13 protein-coding genes and 1 pseudogene are annotated in these 12,135 nt (G+C 49.8%); 5 read left to right on the top strand and 9 right to left on the bottom strand.

The window, feature by feature from the left end; translation table 11 throughout:
* Positions 1-209: 209 nt before the first annotated feature.
* The 4 genes from M8370_RS22025 (at position 210) to M8370_RS22010 (ending at position 2,307) form a co-directional block, all read left to right on the top strand.
* Positions 210-449 (top strand): DinI family protein, encoded by a 240-nt coding sequence (locus tag M8370_RS22025; RefSeq protein ID WP_139507332.1) that lies wholly within the window; start codon positions 210-212, stop codon positions 447-449.
* Between the two features lie 227 nt (positions 450-676).
* Positions 677-1,348: an SOS response-associated peptidase gene (locus tag M8370_RS22020; protein WP_139507331.1), complete on the top strand. Its 672-nt coding sequence runs from the start codon at positions 677-679 to the stop codon at positions 1,346-1,348.
* 105 nt (positions 1,349-1,453) lie between these two features.
* A complete protein-coding gene (locus tag M8370_RS22015; RefSeq protein WP_040242227.1) occupies positions 1,454-1,807 on the top strand; it encodes a helix-turn-helix domain-containing protein in 354 nt (117 codons plus the stop codon).
* 17 nt (positions 1,808-1,824) lie between these two features.
* A complete protein-coding gene (locus M8370_RS22010; RefSeq protein WP_063157296.1) occupies positions 1,825-2,307 on the top strand; it encodes an ImmA/IrrE family metallo-endopeptidase in 483 nt (160 codons plus the stop codon).
* Between the two features lie 359 nt (positions 2,308-2,666).
* Here M8370_RS22010 and M8370_RS22005 read toward each other — a convergent pair whose 3' ends face one another.
* The 4 genes and pseudogenes from M8370_RS22005 to M8370_RS21990 form a co-directional block, all read right to left on the bottom strand.
* On the bottom strand, positions 2,667-3,935 hold the full coding sequence (locus tag M8370_RS22005; RefSeq protein ID WP_175190530.1) for a Y-family DNA polymerase: 1,269 nt from the start codon (positions 3,933-3,935) through the stop codon (positions 2,667-2,669).
* 2 nt (positions 3,936-3,937) lie between these two features.
* Complete coding sequence (locus M8370_RS22000) at positions 3,938-4,357, bottom strand: translesion error-prone DNA polymerase V autoproteolytic subunit (RefSeq protein ID WP_025910812.1); 420 nt, start codon at positions 4,355-4,357, stop codon at positions 3,938-3,940.
* Between the two features lie 228 nt (positions 4,358-4,585).
* The gene (locus tag M8370_RS21995; RefSeq protein ID WP_250021732.1) at positions 4,586-5,545 is read right to left on the bottom strand and encodes a tail fiber domain-containing protein; all 960 of its coding nucleotides are present in this window, start codon (positions 5,543-5,545) and stop codon (positions 4,586-4,588) included.
* 84 nt (positions 5,546-5,629) lie between these two features.
* A pseudogene (locus M8370_RS21990) lies at positions 5,630-6,124 on the bottom strand (tail fiber protein); the annotation flags it as partial.
* Between the two features lie 126 nt (positions 6,125-6,250).
* Here M8370_RS21990 and M8370_RS21985 point away from each other — a divergent pair.
* Positions 6,251-6,613, top strand: coding sequence for a hypothetical protein (locus M8370_RS21985; protein WP_139507304.1), 363 nt, complete (start codon positions 6,251-6,253; stop codon positions 6,611-6,613).
* Here M8370_RS21985 and M8370_RS21980 read toward each other — a convergent pair.
* The 5 genes from M8370_RS21980 to M8370_RS21960 all read right to left on the bottom strand — a co-directional run.
* Complete coding sequence (locus M8370_RS21980) at positions 6,578-7,219, bottom strand: DUF8377 family phage-derived protein (RefSeq protein WP_139507303.1); 642 nt, start codon at positions 7,217-7,219, stop codon at positions 6,578-6,580. The genes M8370_RS21985 and M8370_RS21980 overlap by 36 nt on opposite strands.
* The gene (locus tag M8370_RS21975; RefSeq protein WP_063448478.1) at positions 7,216-7,518 is read right to left on the bottom strand and encodes a hypothetical protein; all 303 of its coding nucleotides are present in this window, start codon (positions 7,516-7,518) and stop codon (positions 7,216-7,218) included. The genes M8370_RS21980 and M8370_RS21975 overlap by 4 nt, the downstream gene beginning before the upstream one ends.
* Positions 7,512-10,952, bottom strand: coding sequence for a TipJ family phage tail tip protein (locus M8370_RS21970; protein ID WP_139507302.1), 3,441 nt, complete (start codon positions 10,950-10,952; stop codon positions 7,512-7,514). Before M8370_RS21970 ends, M8370_RS21975 begins: the two co-directional genes overlap by 7 nt.
* 49 nt (positions 10,953-11,001) lie before the next feature.
* Positions 11,002-11,601: a tail assembly protein gene (locus M8370_RS21965; RefSeq protein WP_139507301.1), complete on the bottom strand. Its 600-nt coding sequence runs from the start codon at positions 11,599-11,601 to the stop codon at positions 11,002-11,004.
* Positions 11,586-12,135 (bottom strand): NlpC/P60 family protein (locus tag M8370_RS21960; RefSeq protein ID WP_250021731.1); only part of this gene is annotated, 550 nt, incomplete at its 5' end. The genes M8370_RS21965 and M8370_RS21960, both read right to left, overlap by 16 nt.

Below are 12,135 nucleotides of genomic sequence, written 5' to 3'. Positions count from 1 at the left end.
ACATATTGAAAACCAGCCACTTATGGCTGGTTTTTTTATTGGTATTTTTATACGGGGAAACATCGGGGAAAAACTGGGGAATAATTGCCCGTACTTTCTGTTCAATCGGACGAAAAAATCCCATCCTTTAAATCGTTTTACTCGCCTTGACACTGTATATTTTTACAGTAAAAATATAACCTCCTCTCAAACAGATTAAGGAGACTGTTATGTTTGTTGAGTTGGTTTACGATAAACGAAATGTCCAGGGCTTGGATGGAGCCAGAGAAATTATTCTGGCTGAGCTGACGAGGCGAGTTCATCACATATTCCCTGATGCTGAAGTGAAGGTTAAACCTATGCAGGCTAACGGATTGAATAGTGATGCCAGCAAAAGCGACCGTGAAAAGTTGAACCGTATGCTGGAGGAAATGTTTGAAGAGTCTGATATGTGGCTTACAAATGAATGAATTTACCTAATGCATCACAGCAAACCCGGCCCCATTACCGGGTTAGATTTCCTCTTTACACTATTTTCGAAATTTTGCGTAGATCCTTCCAGTTTAGCAACACGCCGCTTTACCGCATCGCTGGCTTCCATCATCATGCCCCTGTTTCAAAATCATAATGTTTCGGTGCGCACCTGTTTTTTCTCCCTGCCCTATACTTTCAGTCTGACATCTGGCTGGAGGTTTCTATGTGTGGACGTTTTGCACAAGCCCAAACCCGTGAAGACTATCTGGCATACCTGGCCGACGAAGCCGATCGTGACATTGCCTATGACCCGGAGCCAATTGGCCGGTACAACGTGGCACCAGGCACAAAAGTTCTCCTGCTGAGCGAACGCGACGAGCAGCTGCACCTCGATCCTGTCCTGTGGTCTTACGCGCCCGGGTGGTGGGATAAACCACCCCTGATCAATGCGCGCGTCGAGACAGCGGCCACCAGCAGAATGTTTAAACCACTATGGCAGCATGGCCGGGCGATCTGCTTTGCTGACGGCTGGTTCGAATGGAAGAAGGAAGGCGACAGGAAACAACCCTACTTCATTCACCGCGCCGACGGCCAGCCCATATTCATGGCGGCGATAGGCAGCACTCCGTTTGAGCGCGGCGATCATTCAGAGGGCTTTTTGATAGTGACGTCTGCAGCTGACAAAGGTCTAGTTGATATTCACGACCGCCGACCACTGGTTCTGTCACCAGAAGCAGCGCGTGAGTGGATGCGGCAGGATATAGGCGGGAAAAAAGCTGAAGAGATTGCAGCTGACGGCGCAGTGCCTGCCGAAAAGTTTACCTGGCACGCTGTTACACGCGCGGTTGGAAACGTCAAAAATCAAGGTAAAAATCTTATAGAAACAACAAGTTAACCTTTTTGGTTAATTTATTTTTCTTGATGGGTTTACTTTTTTTATGGTTAGAGTATATTTAGAACATCTGGCGTAAGCCACAATGAAAGCACTGAGGATATGACTATGGCTCTTACTGATTTCGGAAAGGCCGTAAGGAAAGCTCGGATCGATACTGGTTATACTTTGCTTACAATGGCAAAGGCTTTAGGAACAACACCTGCTTTTCTAAGCGGGCTCGAAACAGGGACTAAAAAAATACCAGAGAAATGGGTAACGGCAATCAATGAACTTTTTGCAGCGCAAGGTTATTATATTGATGATCTCGATGTTTTAGCTTCTATCGCGAATGAATCGGTACCTATTGAAGGTTTACCAAAGCAACAACAAATGCTTGTTGCTGGTTTTGCAAAATCGGAATTCACCCATGAAGAATTAAAAAAATTTGCAGAATTACTTGCAGAAATCAACAAAAAATAACTGCTTAGGAAACTGTTATGCATTTAATGCGCGGTACACGTGTTCGTCCTCTGAGTGAAATGGAAATTAAAGCGATAGCTGTAAATGCTTGCTTTGCACTCGGATTTACTAGTAAGTATAAATACCGGCGTAGACCGCGCAGATTTGACGTAGCGCTGGAAACATTATCTCAATGGAATATTGTCCTCGATCCAATGGATGATGACGAATGGTTTCAGGAAACGCTGGGTCTAACGATTGGACACTGTGAACCTGACAAACTGACTATCAGGGTTCCAAACCATATCTATGAAATGGCATGTGGCGGTGAACGATCAGCATTATTTGTTATATTCCATGAGCTCGGGCACTTGCTGCTACAACATAAGCCAGCCCTACACTTTGCGAATGCCATGCCGGAACAAAATGAAGATTCTGAATGGCAGGCGGATCTTTTTGCAGAAACGATGCTGGATAAATTGGGCTATCAAACAGCACAGCTTTGCTTTGAATTTTATTGAAAAAAGCCCTGTTGACGCAGGGCTTCTTAGGGGTCGAGCTATGTTGACGCATAACTCGGTGTGTATGGAGAAATCTACCGCTACACAAAATGCTTGACGGCTAAGAGTATAGTGGTTCTCCTAACAAGGTGCAATCTGTTTAGATTTACAGGCTGTACATTTACATAGGAGATCTCACATGAAAACTGGCTATTGTCCAAAATGTGGGAATTCGTGTGAAGTAACCTTCACACCCTATGTAATGAAGGATGGTAAAATCATCCGCCCTAAAAAGGCGAAAGTTTTTGTTATCCCTCATTGCAAATGCAGCGAGAAAAAAGCTGCTTAATTAAGTAAAAAGGCTGCGTAAAGCAGCCTTTTTACTTCACAATTAATAAATCTGATATGCGAGTAGTATATCGGGGTGAAAGCAACTGCCGCTTCATCTGCCACTGCTGCTGTATGCCCTGCCCGGCAAAGTAGAGCGTGCCTTTTCCATCTTTAGCATTCAGGTGATCAAGCACTTCCATCAACCTTTCGCTACCTGCCCGCGGTGCGTTTTCGTCGAACAAGTTTAGCTGGGCTACGCCCTGGCTGAAGAAGTCACCCAGCATTACTCCGGCTTTCTGGTACCGGTGTCCGTCTTTCCAGATTTTGTCCAGGCACCTTACCGCGGCGTTGATGATGTCGCGGGAATCCTGAGTGGGGGTAAGAAGCTTCACTGACGCGCTGTTACCGTAATACGGCTCATTAAGCGCAAAGGGAGAGGTTTTCACGAATGCAGATATAAAACGGCAATACTGGTGCTCGCCACGTAGTTTTTCAGCGCCACGGGCCGCATAGCTGCAAATGGCCTGACGCATCTGCTCATATTCTGCGACGCGTTCGCCGAAAGAACGACTGCAGACGATTTCCTGCTTTGCCGGCGCAAACTCCTCCAGATCAAGACATGGTTCGCCGCGCAGCTCCCGAACCGTTCGCTCCAGGACGACATTGAAGTGCTTTCGAATAATCCACGTACTCTGCTCAGAGAGGTCCAGAGCTGTTTTGATGCCCATGGCATTAAGCTTTTTACTGATTCTGCGACCAACGCCCCAAACATCCTCTACAGGCACGATCGCCAACAGCCGACGCTGCCGATCGACATTTGACAGGTCAACTACCCCGCCCGTCTGTCGCTGCCATTTCTTTGCGGCGTGATTAGCGAGTTTAGCGAGTGTTTTTGTCTGAGCAATGCCAACGCCAACGGTAAGGTGCGTACGCTTCAGAACCGTAGCGCGGATCTCTTTGCCAAAGTCAGTCAAATCCCTGCAGTTCCTAACGCCCGTCAGGTCACAAAAAGCTTCATCGATACTGTAAATTTCGACGCGGGGGCTCATTTCTTCCAGCGTCGTCATTACCCGGTTCGACATATCAGCGTAAAGCTCGTAATTGCTGCTGAAGCAAACAACGCCAGCGCGCCGGAAAAGCTCCTTTTGCTTGAAGAAAGGCTCGCCCATTGCTATCCCTGCGGCTTTTGCCTCTGCGCTGCGCGCGATCACGCAGCCATCGTTATTTGAGAGAACGACAACCGGCCGCCCTCTCAGGTCCGGCCTGAATACAGTCTCGCATGATGCGTAGAACGAATTCACATCACAGAGCGCAAACATGTTCAGCTCGCCGATTTCACGATGAAAGTAACAACGCCGAAAACGTCCAGCGTATCTTCGCTGCCTACAACAATCGGACTGTAGGCGCTATTCATTGGGATGAGTTGGACAGTTGGACGTAGCTGCAGGCGTTTAACAGTAAATTCCCCTTCCACCGCGGCAATGACAATGTCACCGTGCTCAGCCGTGCGCGAACTGTCCACTACCAGCAAATCACCGTCGCTGATCCCGGCTTCTATCATTGAATCACCCGCTGCTTTGACGAAGTATGTTGAGCTCGGGTGAGCAACAAGTAACTCATTGAGGTCGATGCGCTGTTCAACGTAATCAGCCGCGGGGCTCGGGAAACCACACTGCACTAAGTCACTGAAAAGCGGGAGAGCAATAATTTCTCTCAGTTCTGTTGGCCTGATGAATTCCATGACACATACCTCAAATACTGTTTTTATATACAGTAGTTTTATTTGTAAGTGTTCGCAAGATGCAGGCCGTACCGTCACTGCTTAAAGCTTCGCCGTTTCGTTTCTAAGTTTCTATGCAGCTTCGAATTATGGCTTTTGTAAATTTTTCCATAATGGCGCTATGTAAGCAGATCTGAGGGGGACAAAGCCCGTTGAATGCTGGCACGGGCTGCGGCTGAAAACTAGGCTTCATGATTCCGCTATTTTTTGCTTAAGCTCCAGGATCTCTTTCTGTGTTGTCTCTAGCTGTTTAATGACGTAGTTCAGTGCCAGCACGGTATCAAGCATGATAACGTTGTTATCCAGTGCCAACGTATCATCAGCATCAATCCTGTTGCCTTCATCATCAAATTTCGGTGCTGCAGGGACCAGCTTTACATACTCACTGTCAATTTTCATTACATCCTGAGCAATTACGCCCCGGCGAACTCTCTCACGAGGGTCATCATTGTAGACGTAAGTTGCTGGCAGGAATTTCCTTATATTCTCGTATGACTGATAACCATCATCATATTTAATATCGTGCTTCAGCGTAATGTCACAGTTAGGCTGCTTCTGGAAAATATAGTTACCAGAAAGATTTCCACCAGCGTTGGCATATATATCACCGTTTGCTGTCGTGAATTGAAATATACGCTGTCCGGCAGAACCACCATCCCCGAGTGTTGTTATCGCCACGTTCGCCCACGAACTAGGTCCGGTAGCTATAGAACCAAGCCCTACTGTTGAAGAATATCCACCACTGCATTGACTATGCCAACGGGCAAAAGGAATAAACCCAGCATCATTATTAACGGATACGTTACCCCTAAAAAAAGAGATATTTCTTTGCCATGTGTTAATGTCTGACCATGAGCCACCATAACCAGCCCCATCAGCTCCACACGAAGATGATTTGAATCTCTCATCTGGGTAAAATAAAAATGAACCCGCCGTACCAGCTCCGCTATTAACATTTAACTGCGCTCTGTCTAAATTAGTCCCGCTCCCACGAACACCGCCAAGAGACCAATTCCAATTATACCAGGCCCCTCCCACAGCGTTTACATAACTTCCTACAGTCCCATCCCCTGTGATGTTGTATAGCTTAACAGTCTTATCACCACCTTCCTGAGTAGATACGCCAATGCTGCTACCCTGAGTTACCATCAAACTGCCGGTAACATTTCCCCCTGATTTACCATTGACGGTGTTCAGCCTTTCATCATTTCCCTGGGCTACAGTGCCCGCTTTGGTGCCGTATCCTAAACCGAGGTTTGTGCGAGCTTCTGCGGCATTCGTTGCGCCGGTTCCGCCGTCTGTGACAGCAAGCGCACCGTTGCTCCCTTTCTGTGCCAATTTACCGATGCCAGGGATGATTACGGAGGTGCCGTTGATGGTTACGGTGATGCTCTGATTGGCTGAGGTGGTGGCGAACGTCTCCCACGCGCCAATGTTCTCGTCATATTCTTTGATGAGCTGAGACATAGCCTGTGCCAGTCAATCAACCGAGGTAATGTCCGACACAAGAATTCCATACTTCTGGCCGCTAAGTGCCGGGGAAGCGGCAGGGGTTACCGTAATTGACGTGGCGCTGTTCACGGATGAAATCTGGAACAGCTGCACCGGGCTAGACATCACGATAATCGTCTGGCCAGCGCGAACCTGGCTGGCGGGTGCCGTCCAGTTTGTGCCAGTGCCGGTTGCGGTATTTCCGTTGATAGCAATAGTGCCAGTGTTATAAAGCATGAACTACCTCACGATAATAACGATCGTTTAAAGCGATCAATAATGTAAAATTGATCGCTCTTATCAATCTGACTATTTTTTAAACTCAAATAAAATGGATATTCCCGCAGATACAGGAATGTAGAAATGAAACGATTATTTGCCGTGGCACTTTTGCTCGTGGCTGGTTGTGCCGATAAAGACAGAGACTATGCCTTCAAAATGGATTACCCGGGGGATGCTGCACGCTTATCTCTGGGGGGAGATATTCACGTGAATATTGACTGTGCCACGAGAGAAGTTAACGTAATTTCAGACAGCAGCAATGGCATTTTCAGCCGACATATAAATAAGAGGCTAAGCAATATCTGTTATAAGAAAACGGATACGCTTGATGTCGTATACCGCTTCGAACCTGCAAAGGGTGTGAAGCAAGACATGATCGCTACTCAATACCCACGCGTTCCGCCAGTATCAAATTCCAACAAACTGAGCGATGGGAATTCGTAACCCTCTCCCCTGAAGTATCTGGCTCCAGTTGCGCTGATTTTTGGATATATACCTGCCCTGCAACTGCGAGCCAGTCCATTTTAAAGCGATCCCTGAGTAACCAGTCGCCCCGCCATCATCACTAAGGTTTCCCGGACAGTTGTTAACGAGAATCCACGGGTTAAAGCCGAGGTTTATCGCAAAGGTATTGTTCTGCAGATCATAACTCGCTGGCACATCAAAAAAACCAACTACCCTGGGCATTTTTGATGCTGATGCTGCGCTCCAGATAAGGTTTCCACCAGCATCGAATACATCCAGGTAACCGCTCTGCATTCCAATATTTCTCGTCGTGCGTATCATCCTCCCTGCATTATCTTCAAGAAGATCGGCGCCGGGTAAACCATACTTATTTGCATCCAGCTGAAGCCAGCGCAAATTCCCGTCATTCCAGAATTGTTGCTGGGTCAATCCCAGCGTGCTTCCGTCACCAAACGGGCTGTCTACACGGTAAAACCCTTTTTCAGTCACAGCCCCCAGAGAACGCTGATCATAAAAAATGGTGGACCTGTTTTGCGAATCGACGAGTAACTTGCCGGCACTGTTGTAAACTTCGAATCCGCTCATTGAAAATTATAAACCTCAACAGTGAAAGTGAATGCAGGACTACCAGTGGTCGGTAAATAGAATGCAGTGAAGCCGCCATTAAAAGCGCGGCAGTAATATTCATTTGCAGTAACGCCAGCCGTGACAATAGATATAAATGTACCGTCCTGGGTAATGCCAGGATATGAAAAGTCTTTTGCCGTTTCCCCGGCAGCAAATGTTACTGTTGTGCTTCCAATATAGCGGATAGCATAATCACTTAAATCAACGGCAATACGCCCTGCTCCGTCCCAGCATTGCAACCCCTGTGGCATTACCATAACCCCATTCTGACACGCAGCACGTTGTTGCTGTCGTAGATTTGAATGAGCGTGCTGGATATCAACATCCTACCGCCGCCGCCCACACCGTTAATTTCAAACGTTCCCCCTTTATCAAGCTTCCAGCCTACAGAGCCAGCCACATAGTTATTCGACTGGATATAGTTACCGATTTTGGCGTTATCAATGGTACCGTCCTGAATGAAGCTGGCCCTGATGAACGTCTGACCATTCTGGATCACAAATGGTAACGCCACGCTGTTTCCGGCAGCAGTGGTAACAGCAAAGCGGTCGGCCAGGAAGATTACCTGTGACTGCATGCCGGAGGGTGTATTCTGAACCCCAATCCCCATCCCGGCAGCGTAATACTGCCCGTTACTGGTTACGCCTACCTTGATGTTGTACATGGCACTGAGGTTACCGTTTACATCTGCGATAGCCTGTGCGTTGACGTTTATCGCGGCACTGTTTTCGCCAGATTTAACAGTCAGGGTGTTAATTTTTGTCGCCGATGCCTGTGTGAAATCAGCAAGAGTTTCTGTCAGGTCCGTAGAGTTAGAGATATTGCCACCAGCTTCTGCATCCAGCGTGACCAGCGCGCGCGCGACCGCCTGGCTGGCATCGGCAATCGTAGTATCCACTCTGTCTATACTGGCGCTGTTCCCGGCGTTCGTAGCGGTCTGCGAGCGACGGCTTACCACCTGCGCCAGCCCATTCTGAATAATCGCAATTGCCGAGTTCTTTACCCCGCCCGTCATGCCGTCCATAGACACAGAAATCTCGTCGATCTTCACTTCGGCCTGCGCCAGCCCGTCAGCGTTCTCCTGGATGTCTTTCGCCTGCTGCTCGAGTTCGTCGGCATGCTTTTTGATGTCATCCGCCATGCCTGAAACTTTTTCGTTGCTGTCCACCGCATTCTCGATCAGGTCCTTGAACGTGTCGGATCCTTTCATGTCCTCCAGGATTGCATCGGTGATATCAGATACATCGATGCTGGCCTGACCTCGCACCCATTCTGTGAAACCTGATTCGTTGCCGGTTCGGTCCACCAGCTGCGCGCGGTACCAGAAAATCTGCCCTGCTTTAAGGCCCATTTGCTGATATTTCCGCTGCGGGTAAGGCACATCGGCCAGCAGCATGGCATCGTTTTCAGTACCGGTCAGGCTGTACTGAATTTCGGTCTTCAGCGTATCGTCGGTATTCGCCGGGAATCCCCAGTTCAGCTCGATACCGAAAACCACGTTTTCAGAAGCGATGAAGCCAACCGGCTTCGGTGGATTGCCCACTTTACCCGTCAGCGTTTTCTCTTCTGAATACCCCCATCCGGATGAAATTTCAGCGGCGTTGATTGCGCGGACACGTACCAGGTAGCGCCCGGCATAAATTCCCGGGACGTCAAATGACGTGGTGGAGCTGCGCGGCACGTTAACCCAGTTCCCGTTATTGCGGCGCCATTGCGCTTCATAGGCGATAGCGTTCTGCGCCTGATCCCAGCTAACGCGCATGGTCTCAACGCTGATATTCTGCTGAACCACCGAAAACGAACTGATCGTGATGTTGGCTGGCGGGGACTGATTACCGGGCGGAATTACACTTATTGGCCGCTGGTCGACGATGGCGCCGGTATCGATACGGGCATACTTATCCGGATCGTGAAAAGCACCAGTAATAGAAAACGAGCCGTCGTTATTATCAGAGACGCTGATAACACGATATTGCTGTGCATAAAGCTCGTCGGATTCGACAATCCATACCGATTCGACTGCCGGTGTTTCGCTGTATGCCGTGGTCACGGTGACAGCCCGACCGTTTACGCTCTGTATCGTCCTGCTCTGCGATGCGCCAGACGGCAGGTTAACCATAAGACGGCTTCCGGCAACGGCAGCAGAATCACGATCAAGCGTGATAACGCGACCATTAACCGCGCTGATACGCCCTCCCATAACCTTTCCGGATAACAGCTCATCGGCAACCGCGATAATATAACCAGGCTGTGGAATGTTGCCGTCCAGACCAACATCAAACGATACGATGCGATCCTTGTTATTGGTCTGAATCCCCCAGCGCCCCTTACGGTTTGCCTCAGACTGCCGGGTACAGCCAATGGCTGTCATTTCGAGCTGGTTTGTGCCAAAACGAGCGACGAGCTCCTGTTCAAAAACCGGCTCCATCGCATCTGCGTAGGCATTACCCGGATCTGACCAGGAAACCAGCGCGGTGGTATAGCGGTTTTTAGTGGTGCTGCCAGAATAGGTAAAGCGGCCGTCAACCACGTTAGCGCGGGTGTAGCTGTAATCTACATCGCGTGGCATATCTGCCAGCGCAACGATTTGATCGCCGCCCCAGTAGGTCATGCCACGGAATATCGCCGCAAAATCACGTAACACGGTATAGGCGTCATTTCTCTCCTGCACGTACACGTTACAGGTATAGCGAGGCTCGGTGCCGCTACCGCCTTTACCATCCGGAACCTGCTGATCGCAATATTGTGCGACCTGGTAAAGCGTCCATTTATCAATATTTGCCGCCGTCAGGCGGTCGCCAAGTCCAAAACGGTCGCTCACCACCAGATCGTAAAAAATCCACGCCGGATTGTCCGTCCATGCCCACTTAAACGCCCCCGTCCAGGTACCGCTATAGGCCCGGGTTTCCGGATCGTAAGTATCCGGTACGCGGATAACGCGCCCGCGCGGTTCACAGGAAATTTGCGGGATGGAGCCGTTAAACTGGCTTGAATCGAATTCAATGTACAGCAGCGCGGTGTTTGGATAGCGCAGTTTGGCATCGATTACCTCCGTATAGCTCTGCAGCGTCATCGTATCGCCAATTTTCGCACTGTTCGCATCCGCGGTGAGCTTGCGAAGGCGTACCGTCCAGGTGCTTCCCGCCTGCGGTAAGTCGATACGGTGGCTGCGTTCGTAGCCTGATGTGGTTTTCCCAGTGACGCTGGTATTAAGCACGGTCTGCCAAGTACCTCCATCTGTCTGCAGATCGATAGCGTAATTAATCGAAAAGCCGACCAAGTCGCCGTCGTCCTCCTGTTTAAACAGTGATGGCCATTTGAGGCGCAGACGAATGGCTGATAGCTGGGTGTTGGTAAAGGTATGCGTCCAGGCCGTAGCGCTTGAAACTTCGGTACCTACGCTGATTTCATTCTCGGTACCGGGGATGCCCTGAATATACTTTTGAGCCTGAGTCCCCGGGCGGAACTCCCACGCCACGCCGCTGAAGTTTTGCGATCCGTCTGCGTTCTCCAGTGGCGTTCCGTCAAGATAGATATCTTTAGCCGTTAACTGCCCCGCAAATTCCCCCTCTCCCAGCGCAACAAGAATCTTGGCCTTAGCTACGGACTGGAGATCGTCTGGCTGTTCGGTAGGGGTGCGGGAACTGGAACTGCCGCCCTTGCGGCCTCTAATCGGAGTAGAATTAGCCATATTACGCCCATAAAAAAACCACCCTGAGGTGGCCTGAAAGGAGGTTTATTTATTGCTGATCTTCGACATATATCCCGGCAGAAATAATCGCGCCGCCGATTCGCCGACGACCATAAAGGAGTGGTACCGGATAGCCCTGCGCAGCGGTGTTTGTAACCCCGCCAAACGCGTAGGATGCGCGGTTATCAGAGCTTTGTTTGCTGGCCAGACCCGCTGGTTGAGGGGAAAGCATTTGCACCACCCCACCAATCATCATCGCGGCACCAAATTTAGCGGCAGCATATCCAGCAGCGGATAACGTACCGCCAGAGAAATAACCGATCGCCACACCAACAACAACCAGTACAGCACCCAGGATAGTTTGCAGTACACCTGCTTTTTTACTGCCAATGACTACCGGAACAATGCGGATAACATCGCCTGTAACCGGGAATCCAAGGTCATCTTCACCGATGTTTTTTTTGCCTTTAAATACCGAGTAAGTGAGCCCGCGACGCTGGCTGGAAATCATAAACTGCTCAAATCCCGGAATGGTCTTCGCGAGTGCAACACCCGCTTCGCTCACACGGGAAATAAGGCGGTGGTGAACTTTACCGAACGTTTTGCCGAGCACGCCGCCAAGCTCAATACGGCTCATGACTTCCTGCATGCTTCATTACCCCTTACATCTTTATAGCGAACGATTTTCATTGTGCGCTCCTGCCAGTATCCGCCATAAGGAACACGCTGGCTCAGATGCCCGTAAAGATGGTGCAGCAGCATGTTACCCTCCAGCAATATTCCGGCATGGTTCCACTTATCCGCCTGCACCTGCATGATGACGAGGTCACCTTCCTGAGGAGGGCCGTCAAACTCCCTGAATCCGCACTCGTACCAGCAGTCCTGATAGAAGTTGTCCGGATAGTTGTTCTCCCACCAGGGATAATCGACGCGGTAATCATGGAGCTCGATGCCGTGGGTATGCCGGAAATAGCTCATTACCAGCCCCCAGCAATCGAAGTGGCCAAGCACGAACGGGCGCTCCAGCAGCGGCAGTTCCCCGCGCGGCTGAATAGTGCGTAAATCCCCCTCCGGCCAGCTCACAATATGCCAGGGCAGCAGCGTTGCATCACACTGAGCCTTATCCAGCTCGCTGGCCTGTGTCGTCGCGTCAGGATGGCTGTGAACAATGGCTACCACCGTA

Origin of the sequence: Enterobacter cloacae complex sp. OE43NF, from assembly GCF_023544405.1 — a bacterium.
GTDB lineage: Bacteria > Pseudomonadota > Gammaproteobacteria > Enterobacterales > Enterobacteriaceae > Enterobacter > Enterobacter cloacae.
This window is presented reverse-complemented; position numbering and strand designations above follow the sequence as displayed.